Origin of the sequence: Thiospirillum jenense, assembly GCF_014145225.1 — a bacterium.
Taxonomy (GTDB): domain Bacteria; phylum Pseudomonadota; class Gammaproteobacteria; order Chromatiales; family Chromatiaceae; genus Thiospirillum; species Thiospirillum jenense.
Genome location: NZ_JABVCQ010000013.1, coordinates 41,262 through 63,549, shown reverse-complemented (window position 1 = coordinate 63,549; position 22,288 = coordinate 41,262). Strand labels below are relative to the sequence as shown.

At 50.6% G+C, this 22,288-nt stretch carries 17 protein-coding genes and 1 riboswitch; of the genes, 10 read left to right on the top strand and 7 right to left on the bottom strand.

Annotated elements, in window-relative coordinates; genetic code table 11:
- Positions 1 to 48: 48 nt before the first annotated feature.
- From HUK38_RS07620 to HUK38_RS07600, 5 genes are all read right to left on the bottom strand, one after another.
- Complete coding sequence (locus tag HUK38_RS07620; RefSeq protein ID WP_238787521.1) at positions 49 to 1,977, bottom strand: TonB-dependent receptor domain-containing protein; 1,929 nt, start codon at positions 1,975 to 1,977, stop codon at positions 49 to 51.
- 177 nt (positions 1,978 to 2,154) lie between these two features.
- Positions 2,155 to 2,419: riboswitch (cobalamin riboswitch) on the bottom strand.
- 44 nt (positions 2,420 to 2,463) lie between these two features.
- Positions 2,464 to 3,909, bottom strand: a complete 1,446-nt coding sequence (locus HUK38_RS07615; protein WP_182583723.1) for a (Fe-S)-binding protein — start codon at positions 3,907 to 3,909, stop codon at positions 2,464 to 2,466.
- A gap of 15 nt (positions 3,910 to 3,924) precedes the next feature.
- The gene (locus HUK38_RS07610; protein ID WP_182583722.1) at positions 3,925 to 4,911 is read right to left on the bottom strand and encodes an acetyltransferase; all 987 of its coding nucleotides are present in this window, start codon (positions 4,909 to 4,911) and stop codon (positions 3,925 to 3,927) included.
- Between the two features lie 67 nt (positions 4,912 to 4,978).
- Positions 4,979 to 6,790, bottom strand: coding sequence for an ABCB family ABC transporter ATP-binding protein/permease (locus HUK38_RS07605; protein WP_182583721.1), 1,812 nt, complete (start codon positions 6,788 to 6,790; stop codon positions 4,979 to 4,981).
- Between the two features lie 74 nt (positions 6,791 to 6,864).
- Positions 6,865 to 9,093, bottom strand: a complete 2,229-nt coding sequence (locus HUK38_RS07600) for a RelA/SpoT family protein (protein WP_182583720.1) — start codon at positions 9,091 to 9,093, stop codon at positions 6,865 to 6,867.
- A gap of 537 nt (positions 9,094 to 9,630) precedes the next feature.
- On the opposite strand from HUK38_RS07600, the gene HUK38_RS07595 reads away from it, so the two are divergent.
- From HUK38_RS07595 to HUK38_RS07555, 9 genes are all read left to right on the top strand, one after another.
- Positions 9,631 to 10,467 (top strand): ABC transporter ATP-binding protein, encoded by an 837-nt coding sequence (locus HUK38_RS07595; RefSeq protein ID WP_338065381.1) that lies wholly within the window; start codon positions 9,631 to 9,633, stop codon positions 10,465 to 10,467.
- 5 nt (positions 10,468 to 10,472) lie between these two features.
- Positions 10,473 to 11,249, top strand: a complete 777-nt coding sequence (mlaE, locus tag HUK38_RS07590; protein ID WP_182583719.1) for a lipid asymmetry maintenance ABC transporter permease subunit MlaE — start codon at positions 10,473 to 10,475, stop codon at positions 11,247 to 11,249.
- An 87-nt stretch (positions 11,250 to 11,336) separates the two neighbouring features.
- Positions 11,337 to 11,810, top strand: coding sequence for an outer membrane lipid asymmetry maintenance protein MlaD (gene mlaD, locus HUK38_RS07585; RefSeq protein WP_182583718.1), 474 nt, complete (start codon positions 11,337 to 11,339; stop codon positions 11,808 to 11,810).
- Positions 11,807 to 12,430 (top strand): MlaC/ttg2D family ABC transporter substrate-binding protein, encoded by a 624-nt coding sequence (locus tag HUK38_RS07580; protein ID WP_182583717.1) that lies wholly within the window; start codon positions 11,807 to 11,809, stop codon positions 12,428 to 12,430. The genes mlaD and HUK38_RS07580 overlap by 4 nt, the downstream gene beginning before the upstream one ends.
- A complete protein-coding gene (locus HUK38_RS07575; protein WP_182583716.1) occupies positions 12,414 to 12,770 on the top strand; it encodes an STAS domain-containing protein in 357 nt (118 codons plus the stop codon). Before HUK38_RS07580 ends, HUK38_RS07575 begins: the two co-directional genes overlap by 17 nt.
- A gap of 12 nt (positions 12,771 to 12,782) precedes the next feature.
- Positions 12,783 to 14,045: a UDP-N-acetylglucosamine 1-carboxyvinyltransferase gene (gene murA / locus HUK38_RS07570; protein WP_182583715.1), complete on the top strand. Its 1,263-nt coding sequence runs from the start codon at positions 12,783 to 12,785 to the stop codon at positions 14,043 to 14,045.
- 71 nt (positions 14,046 to 14,116) lie between these two features.
- Complete coding sequence (locus HUK38_RS07565; RefSeq protein WP_182583714.1) at positions 14,117 to 15,361, top strand: sensor domain-containing diguanylate cyclase; 1,245 nt, start codon at positions 14,117 to 14,119, stop codon at positions 15,359 to 15,361.
- A gap of 112 nt (positions 15,362 to 15,473) precedes the next feature.
- Positions 15,474 to 15,782 carry a type II toxin-antitoxin system RelE/ParE family toxin gene (locus HUK38_RS07560; RefSeq protein WP_182583713.1) on the top strand — a complete coding sequence of 103 codons (309 nt, stop codon included), beginning with the start codon at positions 15,474 to 15,476 and terminating at the stop codon, positions 15,780 to 15,782.
- The gene (locus HUK38_RS07555) at positions 15,775 to 15,996 is read left to right on the top strand and encodes an addiction module antidote protein (RefSeq protein ID WP_182583712.1); all 222 of its coding nucleotides are present in this window, start codon (positions 15,775 to 15,777) and stop codon (positions 15,994 to 15,996) included. The genes HUK38_RS07560 and HUK38_RS07555 overlap by 8 nt, the downstream gene beginning before the upstream one ends.
- A gap of 42 nt (positions 15,997 to 16,038) precedes the next feature.
- Here the strand turns inward: HUK38_RS07555 and HUK38_RS07550 are convergent, their stop codons facing one another.
- Positions 16,039 to 16,800, bottom strand: coding sequence for a 4'-phosphopantetheinyl transferase family protein (locus tag HUK38_RS07550; RefSeq protein WP_182583711.1), 762 nt, complete (start codon positions 16,798 to 16,800; stop codon positions 16,039 to 16,041).
- A gap of 50 nt (positions 16,801 to 16,850) precedes the next feature.
- On the opposite strand from HUK38_RS07550, the gene HUK38_RS07545 reads away from it, so the two are divergent.
- Positions 16,851 to 19,172, top strand: a complete 2,322-nt coding sequence (locus HUK38_RS07545) for a Tex family protein (protein ID WP_182583710.1) — start codon at positions 16,851 to 16,853, stop codon at positions 19,170 to 19,172.
- A 37-nt stretch (positions 19,173 to 19,209) separates the two neighbouring features.
- On the opposite strand, the gene HUK38_RS07540 is transcribed toward HUK38_RS07545, so the two are convergent.
- The gene (locus HUK38_RS07540) at positions 19,210 to 22,092 is read right to left on the bottom strand and encodes a class I SAM-dependent DNA methyltransferase (protein ID WP_182583709.1); all 2,883 of its coding nucleotides are present in this window, start codon (positions 22,090 to 22,092) and stop codon (positions 19,210 to 19,212) included.
- Positions 22,093 to 22,288 lie beyond the last annotated feature (196 nt).

Below are 22,288 nucleotides of genomic sequence, written 5' to 3'. Positions count from 1 at the left end.
TCATGCCGGTTGGTGGAAAATGAGCGAAAAATGGGCGGGAGTTGCTGCTCAATCGCCGCTGGTTGGCGCATACCGCATGGTGAAAAACACCGTCCGCCCGGGTTGATTGAACAGGTACGCCGTCTCGTAATTTTCATCAAACACGTTGTCGAGCCGCGCTTGCAGCGTGACCGCTTTGGTCAGGGCGTATTCGGTGCGTAAATGCAGCAAAGTGTAGCCATCTAGCCGTGTTGTGTTGGCAACGTCGTCGAACCGCCGCCCCGCGGCAAACAGCGTCGCGCCCGCCGACCAGCGCCCAAACTGGCGATCCGCGTCCAGTTGCAGCGTTTGCTCCGGCCGGCGCGGCAGTAAATTGCCGTCCTGGTCTGCGACATCGGCGCGATTTTCCGGTTGTAACAGCGTCACGCTGGCGCGCAGGTCAAGGTCAAACAGCCGCGCCGCCGCCGTCGTTTCCAAACCATGAATCCGCGCACTGGCGAGATTGGCCGCTGACCAACTGGCCGCGTCGTACACGATTAAATCGTCAATGTCGGTGCGGAACAGCCGCGCCTCCCACCGTCCCGCTGCGGTTGAAAAATCCCCCCCGCCCCCCTTTGCTAAAAGGGGGGGAAGTGGCAACGCGCCGCTGATGCCCAATTCCCAACTGCGCGATTGCTCCGGTTTGAGCGTTGCGGTGCCGTAGTTGGGAAAGTACAGGTCGTTAAAACTCGGCGCTTTGAACGCGGTGCCGTAGGACAGATCAACGTGGACGCCGTTGTCGAACCGATACCCGACCGCCGCGTTGCCGGTGGCGTGACTGCCAAATTGCTGGTTGTCATCCTGTCGCCCGCTGACGGTCAGGTCAGTTGCGCCGAACTGGCCGTGATAGGCGCTGAACAGGCCGACATTGTGCCGCGAATCTTGGGCATAGTTGACGGTGCTGGCGACCTGATCGTTGAGGTAATCCACGCCGACGGTCAGTTGCTGATCCGCCCGCAGCGTGACGGTGTGTTGCAGTGATAATGTGTCGCGTTCGGTTTCGTAGCGGTTGTTTAAATGTTCCGCCACACCCGCGGCGGGATCGGCAAAAAATGAGCGGTGCTGATCCCAACTGTGACCGGCGCTGAGTAACACTGTCCACCAGTCGCGGGGTTTTAACGTCACCGTCGTGCCAACCACCTGTTGCGTGGCGCGAGCGCGATTACCGGCAAAGGCCGAGCCGTCGAACTCGGACTCGTTGTCGGATTGCAACAGGTGGACATCGAATTGCACGGCGGGATTGAAACGATAGCCGGCGCGGAGATTGACGCCGACGTTGCGGTAGCCATCCCGATCCGGCTCGTTGACGCCGCAGCCGGCAAACGGGCTGGGCTGACCATCGCAGGCGTTGATGCCGTCGGTGCGCTTGACGTTGGCGCTGAAATTAAACCAGCCGTGATCCCCGCCGCCGCTGATCCCAACCGCCGCGCCGCGAGTGGCTAAATCCCCGCCGCTGATGCTGACCGTCGGCGTCAGTTTGCCCCCGCCGCGTTTGGTGAAAATCTGGATCACCCCGCCAATTGCCTCCGAGCCGTACAGACTGGAGCGCGGCCCGCGCACAATTTCGATGCGCTCGATCTGGTCAACCGGCAAGTTGTGCAGCGGCGCGGTGCCGAGCGTGGCCGAGCCGACTTTGACGCCGTCAATCAGCACCAAAACGTGATCGGCATTGGTGCCGCGCAGGTACACCGATAGCGGGTGGCCGTCACCGCCGCTCTGGGCAATGGTGATGCCCGGCACCCCGCGTAACACGTCGGAGAGCGAATGTGCCTGCTGGCGCTCGATGTCGGCACGTTCGATCACCGTGACGGCGGCCAGAACTTGCGTTTCCGCTTCGGCGATGCGGTTGGCGGTCACGATAACCGGCGGCAGGGTGGTGAGTGAGTCAGCGGCGACCGTGACGTTGGTCAGCGGCGCAGTGATGAGAAACGCCATGAAACGGCGCGATGTGGAGGACATTTGGACAGCAACTCCGGCGTTTGACCCGGCGCACCCGCGCAGGTCAAGTGAGAGGTGCTGGGGAAAAACTGGCAGGAGGCAGCGTGGCGCGCCGATGCGGCCGTGAGACTGGCATCCCCGTCAGCCGCCCCACGCGACCCCGGTGACGAGTCAGCACTGCTTCGGTGGTGAACCAGCGCCGACCATCCTTTTTCGGCCGGTCTCCGGGCTGATGAGTGGGACACAATCCCGAGCGCGACGCCTTCCCATGATGATGGTCACAGTGGCTGTGAGTCGCGCTAACCAGCGGGTGCTGGCGCTCATTTACCGTTGCGGGGGCAGCGTTGGCTTTGCGTCGCGCTGTGATCGAATTTGTGTTAGATAACAGATAGATACGCGCACCAACTTCCCGTTTAACCGCGTAAATGGTGATTCACGCGGCACCGAAAAATCGAGTGGAATGCTATGCCCTATTCTAGCGGGCTGTCAATTGACAATTATCAAGCGTCAATAAAAATGATTCCCGCCCACCAGTGTGAATTGATTAAATGAGCGCCCGTGCAGTTTATCATTTAATGATAATAAACACATCGCCAATAACACCACCGGATGCACTACTCGAATTGCCAAACCCGACGCCTGCAATTGCATGTTTAAATGCAACGCGCAGCCCGTATTCGTGGTCACAACATAATCGGGTTTTAATTCCCGAATTGCCGCAATTTTTGCACTCGCCATTGCCGCCGCCGCTGATGGAAATTGTAAAAAATGCGTCCCCGCCGCCCCGCAACAGTGCCCATTATCGGGTAATGATTGCACCACCAATTCGGGAATTAACTGCAATAATTGATACGCCGCCTGCGGATCACCCAACCAATGCTGTGAACACGGCTCATGCACCAATACCCGCGCCGCTAATGGCCGAAGGTGAGCGGTTTTTAATGCGGGTGTATTAATTAAAAAACGGCAACTCTCCACCGCGTTTAATTGCGCATGACTACGCAATTCCGCCACACATGCACTCGCATAACCAATAATCACCGGCGCATCACGCAAGGTCGCCGCCGTGCGTTTTAATACCCGATCCGCCGCATCAGGATACCCATGATGGCGTAATAACGCACCGCAACAGCCCTGCGCCGTTGGAATGCAGTAATCAATCTCAAGCGATTGTAAAACTTGAATTAATGCCGTCGCCGTTTCATTCTCCGTCACTCGCGCCACGCAACCAAGAAAGAGTGCCGGCGGCGATTTTTCTTTTAATAACGCACCAATTTTTTTATTCTTCGCTTTTGTAAAAGCACTGGTTTCATCTTCAGCTTTTGTAAAAGAATTAACTGCATCTCCGCCCGTTGCAAAAACACCGATCACATCACCCATCTTTGCAAAAGAATTAACTGCATCTCCGCCCGTTGTAAAAGAATCAACCTTATTTCCCCCCTTTGTAAAAGGGGGGCAGGGGGGATTTATTGGCCATTGTAAATACCAGGTTAATTGACGCAGCACCGCCCAACTTGATTGCGCTGCGATTGGCACATCAGCATCCCGCCGCGTCCAATGCAATCCCCACTGATAAACCCGCGCCGCCGCCGTGATTAATAACAACCCGCGTGTTTGAGTGAGTAACGTCAATCCCAATTGCATGAAAACCGCCCGCCAGCGCGGCTGCGTTTTTATTTGCAGCGCCCGCGCCCCATCCATTAACTGCCCGAATTGCACCAGCGATGGACAAGCACGTTCACATGCCCGACATAATAAACAATGATCTAAATGCAATTGCAATGGCGCGGTCGGTTCCAATGCACCAGTTAACCACCCTTGAATAAGCGCCACCCGCCCGCGAGGGGATTCGGCTTCATTAGGAGTGTGCAAAAAGGTTGGGCAGACCGGCAAACAATACCCGCATTTGACACATTGATCAGCCAATCGCAACAAATCAGGCGCGTTATTCATTCAGTGTCATTCAACTTAAAATGCGGCAATAAAAGCATGAATAAAGCGTTCATAATCACTTGCCGGTAATTGGTTAATGCCCGCCGCCGCGGCTCGCCCGCCACCAGTGACAAACTGGCGCGCTAATTGATCCGCCCCGGTCGGCTGTGCCAATGGCGCCCGAATACTAATTAAAAACTCGCCGCCAGTTAATTCGGTTAATAGCGCATGAGCGCGCTGCGGTGTCTGTTGAGCTAATTGATTGATAAACACCCCACTCACCCGTCGCGCCCAGGGTTCATTGGGAAACTGCAATACAAGATGCCGCTCAGTCACCAATGATGGAGTCAATTGCTGCGCGTGATTCATATCCGCTTCATATCCTAAACGTAATTGCATGGTCATTGGTTCAGCGGCAATAAAAGCGAGCGGATCAGAATACGGTTGCAATGCACGGAACAATACATCGGGGGCAAAATGCAAATCAGCAACGGTAGCGCCGTAGCCATTATAATTTAATAAAATCCCCAATTCACGCAATGAATCGGCGGCCGTGGCGTTTAACCCTAATTGCTGGGCTAATTGATACGCTGCCTGATCGAAATTATCCCCAAAAGTACCGACAATCGCCCACGCCGCCGCCTGCCCTTTTAGCCAATGATTCACTAATAAACTGGTGCCCTGCTGAGGTTGTAAATCAATGTGCGCATCTAATAACGGATGATCTGGAATCATGCCGGCGTAATGATGATCGAAATAACGCACCCGCGCACCAATAGCTAATAACCGCTCTAAATCAGCGCGGTTTTTATCTAAACTAATGTCTAATACCGTAATCAGATCGCCCGGCGCGGCGGTGACACGTTTTAATAACGCACTGTCCCGTTTGACGCCGGTGATTAATTGACTGTCACTTGGATCATGCAAACGCAATTGCTGCAATGCACACAAGCCGTCGGCATCACCATTAAAGACATCAATTTGTTTGGGTGAAGAATCCGCGGGATTAGAAGTAAAGGTCATGGCGTGTTTAATCACTCGATGGAGCGCACGGCGGAATTGATTGATACGGGTTGTTATTCACCGCATTTTATGCCGGTAATGATGTTTGTTCATGTTCGCGCTGTTGCAATTCCCACATCGCGGCATAGCAGCCGCCCGCATCTAATAGGGTGCGATGGGTGCCGTGTTCAATCATCCGCCCTTGCTCCATGACAATAATTTGGTCAGCATCAATAATCGTTGAGAGGCGATGTGCAATGGTCAAGGTGCTATGATGTGCGGCAATTTCATTTAAGGTTTGTGCAATGGCTTGCTCGGTTTTACTATCCAATGATGAGGTCGCTTCATCAAATACGAGAATGCGCGGTTGTTTTAAGATCGCCCGCGCAATCGCTACGCGCTGTTTTTCGCCACCGGATAATTTTAATCCCCGTTCACCCACCACTGTATTCCAATGTTGCGGCAAACTTTCAATAAACTCGCGGATATGCGCTAATTCGGCCGCGTGTTCAATCTCGGCACGACTGGCGGCCGGACGCCCATAGGCGATATTATAAAAAATGCTGTCATTAAATAAAACCGTGTCTTGCGGCACAATCCCAATAGCAGCGCGCAAACTGTGTTGCGTGACGCTGCGAATATCCTGATTATCAATTAAAATCTGCCCACCATTGACATCATAAAAGCGAAATAACAGCCGCGCTAAAGTAGATTTACCCGCGCCGCTATGACCGACCACCGCCACTCGTTCACCGTCGGCAATCGTAAAGGACAGATCATGCAAAATGACGCGCTCGGGTTGATAATAAAAATGGACGTGTTCAAATCGCACACTGCTATGGGTTAATTGCAATGCCGGGGCGGTAGGTGTATCGCTAATCTCCGGCACCTGGGCTAATAACTTAAATACCAAATCCATATCGGCCAGCGCGTATTTAATTTGCCGATAGACAATACCAAGAAAGCCGAGCGGAATAAACAATTGCAACATAAACGCATTGACCAACACCAAATCACCAATGCGCATCTGCCCTGACACCACGCCCTGTGCGGCAAAGAACATCATTGCCGTGACGCCAATGGCAATAATGCTGCCCTGTCCAATGTTTAATACCGACATGGAGGTCTGGCTGCGCACGGCGAATTCTTCCCATTGCGCGAGGGTCGCGTCATAGCGCGCCAATTCCCGCGTTTCATTGCCGAAGTATTTGACGGTTTCATAATTCAACAAACTATCAAAGGCTTGCGTATTCGCTTGCGAATCAAGCCGATTCATGGCATGACGGGCGTCCATGCGCCATTCGGTAATGGCAAAGGTAAAGATCATGTAAATCAAGACGGTGCTAAAGGTAATCAGGGTAAAAATCAGCGCATATTTGGTTAATAATACAATGGCGACTAATAATAATTCCACGACAATGGGAATGACGCTGAAGACCAGATAATTGAGAATGGTGGCAACAGAACGGGTGCCGCGTTCTAAATCACGGCTAATGGCGCCGCTTTGGCGTTCTAAATGATAACGTAATGATAAGCGGTGCAGATGTTCTAATACACGGGTGGATAAACGCCGCATGGCGCGAAAACGGACGCGGGCAAATACGACATCGCGCAATTCATTAAACAATGAACTGGATAGTTTGAGACTGCCATACACCAGTAATAAACTGAGCGGGAGAATTAAGAGCGGCTCGGTGTGGTTTTCAAACGCATCAATGATGTCTTTGAATACCAGTGGGACGCCAACATTGGCAAATTTGGCTAATAACAAGCAGCCTAATGCTAATAAAGCACGGCCGCGAAATTCCCATAGATACGGCAACATGGCGCGTAAATTGTGCCAATCATGGCGGTTGCTATGAACCCGCTCAGTGGCAATAATCCGCCCCGGGTTTAGCATGGCAGCAGTTTAATCATTAACTGAATTGAAACTCAATGAACAAGTGATAAGAATTGCATGAACGCGGCGAATGATTAACGCGATAATCGCGCAATACGCACCACTGACGGAATTTGGCGCAATCGCCGCATAATCCGCGCTAAATGCCCCCGATCGCGCACATTTAGGCGAAAATCGAGCGTTGAGGTCGTGCCGTCTTGGCTGTGGATGCGCACGTCTTCGATATTCGCGCCCTGACCGGCGATGGCGGCGGCGATGACGGCTAAAACACCGCGCCGGTCGCCAACTTCGATGCGCACGTCGGTGGCGAATTCGATTTCCGGCACCGCCGCCCATTCGACTTCGCACCAGCGCCCGTGTTGGGTTTGGTAGTCGCCTAAGTTGTGGCATTTGGCGCGGTGGACGACGATGCCGGTGCCTGGATGAAATAACCCAACAATTGGATCGCCCGGGATGGGGCGGCAGCAGCGGGCGAAATTGACCACGACGCCTTCGGTGCCGGTGATCGCCAAATGTGTGAGCGGGGGCGCAGTGGTGGCGGCGGGCGTGGTGGTCGTGACGGGGGTAAGTGTTTGATTAATCAAGCCGCGTGCCACCAATAATGCAACACGATTACCCAAGCCGACTTCCACAAACACCTGCGCCAACGTCGCCAGCCCGCTTTGCACAACGTAAGCCGCGACCAGTTCGCTATCTAATTGATCGAGCGACAGTTTTAGCGTGGCCAACTCAGCGGCCACCAAGCGCCGTCCGAGCGCCTCGGCCTCGTATTGTTGGAGATTTTTCAAGTAAGTGCGGATGTTGGCACGCGCTTTGCCTGTGACCACAAAATTCAACCACGCGGCATTGGGCGTGCCACTCGGCGCGGTAATAATTTCCACCGTTTGCCCGCTGTGCAATGGCGTGCGCAATGGTGCTAAATGCCGATCAATTCGCCCACCGACGCAGGTATTACCGACATCTGAATGAATCGCATAGGCAAAATCAACAATAGTTGCGCCCTTGGGTAAGACTAGAATCTCACCTTTAGGCGTGAAAACATAGACCTCATCTGGAAATAAATCTATTTTAACGTCGTCTAAAAAGTCTTGTGAATCAGGTGTTTGGTTTTGAAAATCAATCAGATTTTGCAACCAATCTTTAGCTAACGTATGAATATTATGATGATTGGTGTTATTTGATTTGTAAAGCCAGTGCGACACAATGCCGGCGTCGGCAATGCGGTGCATTTCAATACTGCGGATTTGCACTTCAATTGAAATACCTTGTGGCCCAATTAACACCGTGTGCAGCGATTGATAACCATTGGATTTGGGAATGGCAATATAATCTTTAAACCGCCCCGGTACCGGTTTGTATAGATTATGCACCTGACCCAGGACGCGATAACACGCATCAATTGAATGAACCACAATTCGCACCGCGCAAATTTCGGCTAAATCAGTAAAGGTTTTACCGTGTTGTGACATCTTATTATAAATACTGTAAAGATGCAGTTCACGGCTAATCACCTCGCCGTTAATTTCTTCTTGTTGCAAGCGGCGGCGAATTGCTATTTCTACTTGCCCCATCACTTCTTGATGTTTGCGATGTATGCGCTGCATGGCTTGATCTAATACCAACCACCGCCACGGCCAATAATGACTAAACCCGAGTTCTTCTAATTGCAACCGAATATGATTAATGCCCAAACGATTCGCAATTGGCGCGTAAATCTCTAAGGTTTCACGCGAAATGCGGCGCCGCTTTTCGGGTGGCATCACGCCCAATGTGCGCATGTTATGCAAGCGGTCGGCGAGTTTAATTAAAATCACGCGAATATCACGGGTCATCGCCAACATCATTTTACGAAAATTGGCTGCTTGCGCTTCAGCGCGGGTGCGAAAATCTATTTGCGTTAATTTGCTAACCCCGTCCACTAATTCAGCGATTTCTTCATCAAATAATTGTGCCAAATGATGTTTGCCAATGTCGGTATCTTCAATAACATCGTGTAATAACGCTGCCATTAAACATTTATAATCCATGTGCAAATCGGCCAAAATGCGCGTCACTGCTAATGGATGACAAATATAGGGTTCGCCGCTATGGCGTTGCTGCCCCTGGTGCATTTCGGCGCCGAATAGATAAGCGCGATACACTTCCCGAATCTCATCGCCAGGCAAATAGGTTTCTAATAAAACGCACAGGTCTGCCGCTTGAAAACGTGAGCGCTCTGACTCTTGCGCAGGCAGCGGCAGTGCTGGTAATGAAGGCGAGACGGCGGTCTCCGACGTGGTTGTTGAATCAGGGCTGGTATTCATAAGTGACTGCCAAAACAGCGACAGTGATGTTGATTAGATTTTGATTTTTACACTAATAACTCAGATTAGCAACTGGCAATTATCTTTGACTTGATGTCGGTGATAACCGGGGCGATCAGCAATTAAGCGAGGCAAATCAACACTGCCCAGTGAACGAAAATTGAACGTGAGATAATACCACCGCTCAGGCTAGACAAATAGGATAAGTGTTATCTAACAATGGTAAAGATTTTTCAATCGTGCTGTACCCTCAAAAAGTATTTGTGACATTTGAAAATCCACCAATAATTTGCGCAACTGTACTGCCACTATACTAATATACTACACACAGCAGTTGTCAATACAATTCAGTATTTATCAATCCAACAGTATTACTTTTAACACCACCTGCCAAACGAATTGAATTTCTCACTATTCCTACGCCTATTACTGCATAACTACCGGATTTATGTTCTAAGATAGCGACATCACACCAATTTCTCAGGTATACTCACCCTTAGTATCGTCATTTAATCATTAACTCAACTCATTGATATTGTGGATATTTCTCAAGTCACCCACCACCCACCGTCGCTCCCGCCCACGCCATTGGTACGCATTCGCAATCTGCATTTTCGACGCGGTGAGCGCGTTATTTTTGCGGGTGTTGACCTTGATATTCAACGTGGGCGTATTACCGCCATTATGGGGCCGAGTGGCACAGGTAAAACCACGCTATTACAATTAATCAGCGGTCAATTACGCCCCACCGCCGGTACGCTATTAGTTGATGGCCAACCCATTCATGGATTATCGCGTCAAGCACTCTATGCGTTGCGCACCCGCATTGGCATGTTATTTCAAAGTGGTGCGCTATTAACTGATTTAACCGTGTTTGAAAACGTCGCCTTTCCTATTCGGGAACACGGGCGTTTACCCGAATCAGTTTTGCGCAAATTAGTTTTAATGAAACTCGAAGCAGTTGGCTTGCGCGGCGCTGCTGATTTAATGCCCAACGCATTATCGGGGGGCATGGCACGGCGCGTCGCACTTGCCCGCGCCATTGCATTAGACCCAATGATGATTTTGTATGATGAACCCTTCACTGGTCAAGACCCAATTTCATTAGGCGTACTGGTGAGTTTAATTCGGCAATTAAATGATGCCAGCGGGTTAACCAGTATTGTCGTGTCGCACGATGTCAATGAAGTTTTTTCTATTGCTGACGACGTTTATTTATTAGCTGAAGGGCGGGTCATTAGTCATGGTACACCAGCGCAACTCACCGCTGACCCATCGCCCTGGGTACAACAATTTGTCGCCGGTTTGCCGGATGGCCCCGTGCATTTTCATTACCCCGCGCCGCCATTAGCAGCGGATTTTCTCGGCAAATAAGCACCATGATTAATCGGTTTATTCACTTAGGTCACGCTGGCTTATCCACTATTGCCAGTTTAGGTCGCGCCAGTTTGCTCTTATTCGCTATCATTGCCGGCGGTTTAACCCTGTTCATTCGCCCGCGCCTATTGATTGCACAACTCTTTAATATCGGTGTATTATCACTCCTCATTGTCGCCGTCTCGGGTTTATTTGTCGGAATGGTATTAGGTTTACAGGGCTTTACTATTCTCTCACAATTCGGTGCGGCACAAAGTCTTGGCGTGATGGTGGCCGCTTCATTAGTGCGCGAATTAGGCCCCGTCGTCACCGCATTATTAGTAGCCGGCCGCGCCGGTTCTGCTTTAACTGCCGAAATTGGGCTAATGAAAAGCACCGAACAATTAGCCGCACTAGAGTTAATGGCGGTTGATCCTATTCAACGCATTTTAACCCCACGCTTTTTTGCCGGCGTATTAGCCATGCCATTATTAGCGGCGCTCTTTAGCGCTGTGGGAATTATGGGCGGCTATTTAGTTGGCGTTGGGTTATTAGGCGTAGATGACGGCGCCTTTTGGAGCCAAATGCAAGACAAAATAGACTTTTATGACGACATCATTAACGGCGTCATTAAAAGTATTGTATTTGGCTGGGTTGTGACCTGGATTGCGTTATTTAATGGCTATGATGCAATTCCAACTGCCGCCGGCGTTAGTCGCGCCACGACTCGCGGCGTGGTCACTGCCGCATTAGCGGTGCTGGGATTAGATTTCATTCTCACTGCGTTAATGTTTGGCTAACCAGTTTATTAGACATGACAGCGCACCATTTGATTAAACGACTCACGACCACTGCAACTTATTTATTGTGGACACCGCATAACACCAATGAACAGCACCCGCACACTTGAATTGACCGTCGGTATTTTTATTGCAATTGGGATTGCAGCATTATTCTTTCTTGCCATGCACGTCAGCAATTTAAGTCAACTTAGCCAAACGACCGGTTATCAAGTGACCGCTCGGTTTGATAATATCGGCAGCTTAAAAGTGCGAGCGCCAGTGAGTATGGCTGGAGTGCGCGTCGGGCGAGTGGCAGCCATTAATTACGATCAAACCCATTACCAAGCAATTGTCACGTTGCAGATAGACACGGCATATAATCGTATTCCAACTGATACCTTTGCCAATATCTTTACGGCGGGATTATTAGGTGAACAATACATTGGACTGGACCCCGGCAGCAGTGAAGATTATCTCGCGGCCGGCAGTCAAATTGAACACACCCAATCGGCACTGGTATTAGAACAACTCATTGGACAATTTTTATTCAACAAAGCAGGAGAAGCAACCACACCATGACCGCAAAACCCACGACTTTTTTTATTGCTGCCGTGACGGCATTATTACTATTTGCGCAGACAATACAGCCGGTTCTGGCAAATGAAGCGGCAACCGATCTGATTAAACGTACCGCCACTAAAATGCTGTCAACATTAGAAATGCAGCGGGCGGATGTGGATCGGGATCCGCGTCTCATTTATCAATTAGTGAGCGAGATTTTATTGCCGCATTTTGATTTTGCTGCCATTACTCAATCAGCAGTTGGATCAAGTTGGCGCACCGCCACGCCGCAACAACGCACGGCGTTAATTGATGGGTTTCAACAAATGTTAGTGCGCACCTATGCACGCGCATTATTAAACTACACGGGGCAAGATATTATTTATCAATCGGCTAAACCCGGTACTCGACCGAATACGGTAATTGTGCCGACTTTAGTACGAGCGCCCGGCGCGGCAGCGGTGCCAATTGATTACCGCTTAAAGCAACAGGGTTCAGAATGGAAAGTCTATGACGTGGTGATTGAAAACGTCAGTCTGATTGCGAATTATCGCGGGCAGTTTCGCAGTATTATTAGTAGCGGCGGAATTGATGGGTTAATTCAAGAATTGACCACCAAAAATGCCTCGAAACTCTAAACCCATTGCTGAATTAATTCAACGTGACGCCGGGCAATTTCAATTATGCGGTGATTTAACACTCGCCAGCGTTGGGCTATTAGCGCGGGACACAAAACGCCTATTCACCGCGGCGTCTAACCTCACAATTGATTTGAGTGGTATTCAGCAAGTGCATAGCGCCGGGTTGGCATTATTATTAGATTGGCAACAACAAGCATCTCGCACGGGTTGCCAATTAAAATATGTTAATTGGCCGGTGGCATTGGTGCGGATTGCGGCGCTCTCCAATCTTGATACGCTGCTTGGATTGCATCTTGAAACTGCACCAATTGAAGCGGCGATTTCTCATTCACAATAACAACGGTCACTCATGGATCAATTTGTAATTAACGGTGGGCAGGCGCTTGCCGGCACTATTAGAGCAGCGGGTGCAAAAAATGCTGCTTTACCCATTCTCGCCGCGACCTTATTAGCCGAAGGACGCACATCATTATCGAATGTACCGCAATTGCGGGATATTAAAACCATGCTGCAATTGTTGACGCGCATGGGTGTACAGTTCACTCAGGATGCCCAGCAGCAATTTATAATTGATGCGAATGAAGTGACGCATTATGCCGCGCCCTACGAATTAGTGAAAACGATGCGGGCGTCTATTCTGGTATTGGGTCCGTTATTAGCACGTTTTGGTCAAGCGGAGGTGTCATTACCCGGCGGATGTGCTATTGGAGCGCGGCCAGTTAATTTGCATGTAGATGGCTTGCGCGCATTCGGTGCGGCAATTGAAGTGCGCAATGGGTATATTCAGGCGCAGGCAGAACGTTTGCGCGGCGCGACCTTTACAATGGAAACAGTGACGGTCACTGGCACTGAAAACTTGTTAATGGCGGCGGTATTAACGGATGGGCGCAGTGTATTACACAATGCAGCCTGTGAGCCAGAAGTCGTTGATTTAGCGAACTTTTTGAATGCAATGGGCGCCAAGATTCATGGCGCTGGCACCCCGACCATTACAATTGACGGTGTGGAACGCTTAATTGGTACGCAATATAGCGTATTGCCAGATCGAATAGAAACTGGCACTTATTTGGTTGCCGCTGCAATGACACGCGGTCACATCCGAATTGAAAATACCCGTGCTGATTTACTAACAGCGGTATTAGATAAGTTGCGTGAAGCGGGGGCGGTAATTACAAGCGGTGATGATTGGATTGAATTAGATATGCGGGGGCAGCGGCCGCGGGCGGTGGATATTCGCACTGCCCCATATCCGGCATTTCCAACTGATATGCAGGCGCAGTTTTGTGCATTAAACAGTATTGCCGACGGCGTGGGTCAAGTGATTGAAACGGTATTTGAAAACCGTTTTATGCACGCGGTCGAAATGCAGCGGATGGGGGCGAATATTCGATTAGAAAGTAATACAGCGATGTGTCGTGGCATTGAACGATTAACGGCCGCGCCGGTAATGGCGACGGATTTGCGGGCGTCGGCTAGTTTGGTATTAGCGGCATTAGTTGCAGATGGTGAGACGGTGATTGATCGGATTTATCATATTGATCGTGGGTATGAAAATATTGAAGCAAAGTTTGCAGAATTGGGAGCAAATATTCGGCGCGTATCTGGTGAATAATCGTGCCATATCTTGTGTCATCCTGAAAAGAAGTTGTCACTTCGGGAAGTGGGTAAACTATGAATGAGGCGATGAATACTATTCCGAGCGGTGATTTATTAGCAGTGCTGGATGAAGCGCTCACGAGTGTGATTATTACGACGGCAGAATTGAATGCTGATCACCCGAAAATTTTGTATGTGAATAAAGCATTTGAAAAGATGACGGGCTATTCGCGTATTGAATTGATTGGACAAACGCCGCGTATTTTGCAGGGGCCGGAGACGGATCGGGCGACTCTGGATCGTTTGCGGCGTAATTTAGAAAACGGTGAGAATTTTGAAGGGCGCGCAATTAACTACCGTAAAGATGGTGTGCCGTATTGGGTGTCGTGGAATATCGTGCCAATTCGGGATCATGCGGGCAACATTATTTATTGGTTTTCTAATCAAAAAGATGTCACAACCGAAGTGCAATTGCATGATGCGCTGGAACAGGAACAATTGTTTTTAACCCAAGCAATTGATCTGAATCCCACGATGATTGGCATTAGTGATGGACGGGAATTAAAACGAGCGAATGCGGCATTGCGGACGTTTTTTCAAATTGATGATTTGACGCATTTTCAACAGCAGGTTGGTTGTATTTGTCATTATTTTCGCACGGTGAATGGCCGCCCATTTGTGTCACATTCGGATTGGGTCGCAACGCTGGAAAACGAAGGGCCATTAAAGTTCACGGCTGAATTGCACGGGCGCTTGTATTATTTATTATTGGAGGGGCGGAAGTTACCGGCACAAAGCGACTGTTTTATTGTGTCGTTGCATGATATTACCGATGCGGAAATTGAACATTCGCGTATGTTGAATGAAGCCACCCATGATCCGTTGACTAGTTTATTAAATCGGCGCGGGTTAGATATGGATATGAAAACGCAGGGGATTTATCAACAGATGCGCGGGTTTTGCGTGTTGTTAATTGATGTGGATCATTTCAAACGTGTTAATGATACGCTCGGGCATGATTATGGCGATCAGGTGTTGTGTCATTTAGCCCAGCAATTATTACAGGTGACGCGCAAGAGTGATCTCGTTGCCCGTTGGGGTGGTGAAGAATTTGTCATTATTCTGCCGCGCACTATCGTTGAGGAGGGTATTCGCGTTGGTGAAAATTTGCGGCAAGCAATTGAAAAAAGCGTGATGATTTCCACCACTGTCAGTATTGGTGTGGCGCACTCTAGTCATTATGAAACGCTGGATGAGATTATTGTTCAAGCCGATAAGGCGATGTATCAAGCCAAACAGCAGGGGCGTAATCGCGTCATTGCGGCGTTTTAATTATCCACTTTAGCAAAAAAGTGACAGGCGGGCAGCGTTAACCCAGCTAGTGGCGAAATAAACCGTTGAATCATTGCCGCATTGTAATAATAATAAGGTGGAGATTTTTGTTGTGTTAAAAATAAAATACACTCAAGAGTTCTCAACCTGGTTGAATAACATTAAAGACGGTTTAATCAAACGCCGACTTGCACGTCGCCTTGAGAAAATGCAAAACGGCTACTTGGGTGATATAAAACCAGTAGGAAATGGTGTTTTTGAAATGCGCGAGCATTTTGGCCCGGGTTGGAGAATGTATTATGTCCAACGCGGTAGCATATTAATTATCATGCTCGGCGGTGGCGATAAATCTACGCAAGAAACGGATATTGCCAAAGCAATTAATCTGGCGATGAGAATTAAGGCAGATCATTATGAATGAGACAATTTATGCCGCAGACTTGCCTGAGTTTGATATGGCAGATTATTTAGAAGATGAACGGGCAATTGCAGAGTATTTAACGGTTGTTTTAGAGGAACATGATCCAGCGGCTTTAATACAGGCGCTGGGAACGATTGCGCGGGTGCGCGGCATGACAGAGATTGCAACAGTTGCTAATGCGGCTTTGGAAGCATTGCATCAAACGGCGTCATAGCAGCGTTTTAATGCTAATCAATTCAACCGCCGTACCGCGTTTTCATTCCGCCCAAATAAAAGTTAACCACTCAGACGCGGCGGGTAAATCACGCCGCGCAATTGCACAGAGCGTATTCGTATCGGGTTGCGCATGGGCGATGTCAATTGCCAAATCATCTGCTTTGCGATGCCCACTTAATCCCCGCCCGTCGCGTTTCACTCGCGCTTCTAATGCCGTCCAATGGCGATAAAATTCGCGCACTAATTCGCTGTTATTTGCCACTTGTAATGCGGTTAATTGCTGCACTGCCGCCGCATCAAACATGCGCTGGGCAATTGCGAATAAATCCCGCCGCGGCCGTAAGTATTCGCAATCAATGCCAATGGGTTCTGCCAATGACAGCGCGAGTAACGCCAAATCACCACTGGTGGTTAAATTAAATTCAATTGGCATTGCCGGCGCCGTCAATTGCGGTTTGCCGTGCGCGGTGTAATGAAAAGCCAGCCGCTCGGGTGGTTGGTTTAAATAACGCGCTAAAATAAAACGGCACTGCGCGTGCGTATAAATGTACCGCCGTTGATAATTGATTTGATAAAACCGCGCCGCCCGCTCGCGCTCTTTATTCGATAACACCGCCGCTGCGTCATCCTGCGCCAACGTGCTGGCAACGTCGGGGAAAATACGCCAAACATGCACGCTCGCGGCAGTCAACGGCGGCGGCGTCGTGGTCGGTTGCCAGCGCAGCAGTGGCGCAGTTGATCCAGTCGCATTCACGCGCACCACTCGCGTCCGCCGTGCAAATAACCCGCCATTCGCCGCCAATTCTGGAATAATGTCGTCATGTTTCGCATCGTTAATCAGGTTTTAAGCCCATGTTGTCGTTAATTGATTTGCTTGCCCAAGAACTCGCCGCGCAGCCGCATCAGGTTGAGGCGGCGGTCGCGTTACTCGACGCCGGTGCCACCGTGCCATTTATCGCCCGTTATCGTAAAGAAGTGACCGGCGGGTTGGATGATACGCAGTTGCGATTGCTCGAACAGCGCCTCGCTTATTTGCGGGATTTGGAAGAGCGCCGCGCCGTGATCGTCGCCAGTTTGACCGAGCAGGGCGTGACGGATGCGGCGCTGCACTCGGCGATTGCCACCGCGACCACCAAGCAGCGGCTGGAGGATTTGTATTTGCCGTACAAACCCAAGCGCCGCACCAAAGCGCAGTTGGCACGGGCGGCGGGATTGGCGCCGCTGGCGGAACAGTTGCTGGCAAATCCCGACCTCGTGCCGACCGTTCACGCCGCGCAGTTTGTTGATGCAAATCAAGGCGTTGCGGACGTGGCGGCGGCGCTGGAAGGGGCGCGGCAGATTTTGATGGAACAGTTCACCGAAGATGCCGAATTGACCGGGCGGTTGCGTGACCAGTTGTGGGAGCGCGGCATTTTGACGGCGCAGGTGGTGGCGGGCAAGGAGCAGGAAGGCGCTAAATTTGCTGATTATTTTGCCTACCGCGAGCTGATTCGCACCATTCCATCGCATCGCGCTTTGGCACTGTTTCGCGGCCGCAATCAGGGCGTGTTGACGCTCGATTTGCTGCCCGACGAGGGCGAGTTGCCCGACGCTAGTTATCAGCACCAAATCGCGCAGCATTTCGGCATTCACGCTCGCGGGCGGGCGGCGGATGACTGGTTAATTGAAACGGTGCGCAAGGCGTGGCGGGTTAAGTTATTCACGCGGCTGGAATTGGAATTAAAAGGGCGGCTGCTGGAGGCGGCGGATGCCGAGGCGATTAGAGTTTTTGCATTAAATCTCAAAGACTTACTGCTCGCCGCGCCAGCAGGGCGATTGGCGACGATGGGGCTGGATCCGGGCTTGCGCACCGGTGTCAAGGTCGCGGTGGTGGATAACACCGGCCGCGTGGTGGTGACGGGGACGATTTATCCGCATGTGCCGAAAAATCAATGGGATGCGTCGCTAAAAACATTGGCGACGTTGGTGCAACTCCACGGCGTGCAATTGGTCAGCATTGGCAACGGCACCGGCGGGCGGGAAACCGAGCGGCTGGTGCGCGATCTGATCCGTCAACATCCCGAGTTTGGCTTGCGGGCGTTGCTGGTCAGCGAAGCCGGGGCGTCGGTCTATTCCGCCTCCGAGTACGCCGCGCACGAATTGCCCGAGTTGGATGTGTCACTGCGCGGGGCGGTCTCGATTGCACGGCGGTTGCAAGACCCGCTGGCCGAGTTGGTGAAAATTGATCCCAAAGCAATTGGTGTGGGGCAGTATCAACACGACGTTAATCAAGCCGGGCTGGCGCGGAGTTTGGAGTTGGTGGTCGAGGATTGCGTCAACGCGGTCGGGGTGGAATTGAACACCGCCTCGGTGCCGCTGCTGGCGCGGGTGTCGGGTTTAAACAACACGTTGGCGGAAAATATCGTGCGGTTGCGCGAGGAGCGCGGGGCGTTCAAAACGCGGCGGCAGTTGCTGGACGTGCCACGTTTGGGCGCGAAAACCTTTGAACAGTGCGCGGGATTTTTGCGCATTCCAGATGGTGACGAGCCGCTCGATGCCTCCGCCGTGCATCCCGAAGCCTACCCGGTGGTGCGGCGGATTTTAGCGCGAGTTAACAAAGACATACGCGCATTAATTGGTGATCGGGCGACGTTGCGGCAGCTCAATCCGCGTGAGTTTGCCGATCCGCAATTTGGCGAGCCGACGGTGCGCGACATTTTGGCGGAGTTGGAAAAACCCGGCCGCGACCCGCGCCCCGAGTTCAAAGCGGCGGCGTTGCAGGAGGGCGTGGAAAGTATTGGCGATCTGACGCCGGGCATGATCTTGGAGGGAACGGTGACGAACGTCGCCAATTTCGGGGCATTTGTGGATATTGGCGTGCATCAGGACGGGTTGGTGCATGTGTCGATGTTGGCGGATCATTTTGTGAAAGACCCGCGTGAGGTGGTCAAGTCCGGGCAGGTGGTGCGCGTCAAAGTGCTGGAAATTGACCTCGAACGGCGGCGAATTGCGCTGAGTTTGCGGTTAGATGAGCCAGTGCCGACGGCGGGTGCGGCGGGATCAACTCGCGGCGCGGCGCGCTCGACTGGCTCGGTGACGCGCTCGGCGGCGGCGGCGGTGAAATCCACAGCACCGCCAGCGGGGGAGAATACGTTGGCGGCGGCGTTTGCGAATGCGAAAAACAAGCGGTCGTGATGCGCATGATTGATTCGCGCTCTGGAATGCACCGTGTTTATTCCGCCCGCGCTAGATTTAATTGCAATAGCTGCTGCAAAATCGCCGCTTCATTTAATTCAGTTGACCAACCATAGGCGGCCGCCACCGCTTGATCTAATTGCTGATGTGCATTCACTAACCACGCCGGTTGTTTATTATACAAGTTGGTCAGGGTGCGCTGTTTTAATTGCGCGGCGTATTCAGGTTTGGCAATGATGCGATCAGGATAACCGGCCACGACTTCGGGTACGCGATCAATCCACTCGGGCGGATTTAACCAATTGTCGCGCAGTTGATTTAATTGGTGCGCGGCTTCGGCAATGGCAATTGCATGAGCGCGGTATTCACTGGCGACGCTGGGAATGATGGCGCCGCTTGCTAATGTTTCAATTGCGTGGCTGGCGGTGTCGGCGGGGGTTAATCCAATTGGAAAGGGGAAAGTTTCAAAGGTGGTGGTGGGTGTGTAGCGCGGCGTTGCGCCTAAACTGGTGCCCAATTTTAATGACCATAATTGATGAAAACGCGAATGCAAAATACCGAATGTGGTGTCGTCGGCGCGGGCAATGACAATTAACATTTTATCCGGCAAAATAGAATAGTGCATCCAAATAAAAATACGATGTTTGGCAACGTGTGGAGTGGCAACGTAGCGCGGTAAATGATTAATTGCTTTACGCATTGCAGGTTGTGTATCGCCATGACGCCACCAGTATTTTGCTCGAACTGGTCGGGGATTTTTAATACGTTCTGGTTTAACATTTTCAACAACATAGCCAAACGGCATTTCATAAAATGCGGCGTCCATTTCTGACATCGTACAACCAAAATCAATTATCCAAACATCACGCGGGCGACGAGTGACATCCAATCCATTCCAACTGGGTTTTAATACATCGCTATTCGGGCGGCCGTGCGGATTAGGCAGTGCTAACCATTCCCGCGCCAAATCGCCTGAAATATCAAATGCGCCAATTTTTTGTGAACCTTGAAATGAAACGCCGCTGTTTTCATTTAATGGTTTCGCCGTTGTGACATCCATTTTTATTTCACTTGAACCCGCTGTTAAATCCGCATAAATCACCGCCACGCGCTCATCATTTAATACCGGCGGCGTTTTGATTTCGCCAAAACTAATTAAACTCACCCGCACTGCTGCGCCATCATTCACCCAGGGTTCATCTGACCAGGCATTAAAAATCCGCGTTGTTTGGCAAATCTGATCTAATACTTTGCGATTAGACCCGCCACGAATTGAATTAGTTGAAACCAATCCCGCCGCCCGCGCTTTGCCAGTTTCTATTTGCACTCGCGCTTTTTCAAACCAATAACAGACCAAATCCGCCCCCGCTGGTACTCGCCCGGCGTAAATGGTTTCTAATGCCGCAAAATAATCATCCCCTAATAAACCGCGCTTTTTACTGCCGCCTAAAAACGGCGGGTTGCCAATAATCACATCGGCGGTTGGCCATTCGGGTTCACTGCCATCTGCATTCACCACTGCATCGCGCTGTTCAATGATGTTAATTGGTTTTAAGATCGGATTTTTTGATAAAGAAAACCCGTGTTGCAACATCCACTGAATCTCACCAATCCACACCGTCACCCGCGCCAATTCCGCCGCGTAATGATTCTTTTCAATGCCCAACACATTATGCGGACTGACGGTTGGAAAGGCGCGCATTAACCCCAACTGTTCACCGGCTAAAATAATTTCATGCTCTAAATCTTTTAAACCTTTTAATGCTAAGAATAGAAAATTACCCGAACCGCAGGCCGGATCCAAGACGCGAAATTGATTTAACCGCTCCAGCGTTCCAGTAAAGAGCGCCCGCAATTTAGTCAACTGTTTATCACGCACGGCGGGCGATTTCGCCGCATCTGCTGCCGTTTTTAATTGCAGCATTTCTTTTTGTACGCTCTGCCATTCTTTACGCAATGGCATTAACACCACCGGCGCCACCAATCGCATAATTGAATTGGGATCGGTGTAATGCGCCCCCAATTGCGCCCGCTGTTTTGGATCAAGCCCGCGCTCGAATAATGTCCCGAAAATACTCGGTTCAATCGCAGACCAATTCAATTTAGTGAATGAATGCAGCGTTTTCAAATCTGCCGTTTCTAATGGCACCAGCACCGCGTCCGCAAATAACCCGCCATTAAACCAATCAATTGCTTCTGATCCGAATAACCCACCCGTCGCCATCGTATCTAATAAACTGGCCAACATCTGCTCAACTTGCGCGGGATATTTCAAGCCATTTTCTAATAACCGCGTGAACAATTGATTTGACAACAAACCAATATCTTGCGCAAATAAACAGAATAATAATTGCTGACTAAAATGCGCCACAGTGGCCGAATCATGGCCGCGCTGACATAATGCCTCGGCCCATTCACCGAATTGCCGCGCCGCTCTTTCAGTTAATGCCGCCGTCGTATCAATTGGCCGCAATTTTTCGGGATCAGAAAACGCCCATTTTAATAACTGCAACTTGGACGGATCGCGCAAATCATTTAATGTCAGCGTGTATTGATCCGGCACCGTACCAGTAAAGGCGGTGTGAATAATAATCCGCTCTAAATCCGACACAATTAAGAGCGGTGGGTATTCCAGCGACGGCGTGTATAATTGCAATTGCCGAAATGCCTGATCGAGATTTTTACCCGGGCTTTTATATTCCCAGCCGAAATGACCGCGTTTCCACACATCCGCCCAGCCATTTCCGCCGCCGGCTTTCATCGCGCCGCGTTCAAAACAAAACCAGTCACCAGTTTTATCGGCAGTAATCGGGTCGGGTTCATTGAGTAAATGGCATAAATCAATAAAATGCGCCTGCGCGGCAGCGCGTTCATTTAAGGTCATGCCTTGCCATTTATTAATAAAATCGTTAGGGGTCATGGGTATTAACATAGTCATAAGGTGATTAAAAGAGAGAATGATACCTGAATACAGTGGAACAGTCGTTACGCCGTATATTTGGTCGAGATTGTGTATTAATGGCAGCAACCATCATGTAAAAAAACCTCTCGACTCAATTCAAAGCATCATATAAATATTTGATTTTTAAGTTTTTATGTTAGCTTGATTCGGGCGG